Annotated in this window: 1 protein-coding gene; it reads left to right on the plus strand. The window is 66.3% G+C overall.

Annotated elements, in window-relative coordinates; all coding sequences use genetic code 11:
- Positions 1–252: molybdopterin-binding protein (locus ACZ267_RS12965; protein WP_463680357.1), on the plus strand; the 252-nt coding region annotated here is incomplete at both ends.

Genomic DNA, 252 nt, shown 5'->3' on the forward strand with positions numbered 1-252 from the left:
GCCTGAAGGTGGCGGTGTTCTCTACCGGCGATGAACTGGCCGAGCCGCAGGGCGCCCTGTCGCAGGGGGCCATCCACGATTCCAACCGGGTGATGCTGGTCGCCCTGCTGAAACGCTTCGGCGCCGAGGTGAGCGACCTCGGCATCCTACGCGATGACCGAACTCTTCTCGCGGCACGCCTCACGGAGGCGGCGTCCGCCCATGATCTCCTTCTTACATCCGGCGGTGTCTCCACCGGTGAGGAGGATCACG

The organism is Staphylococcus sp. AC872, from assembly GCF_979255425.1.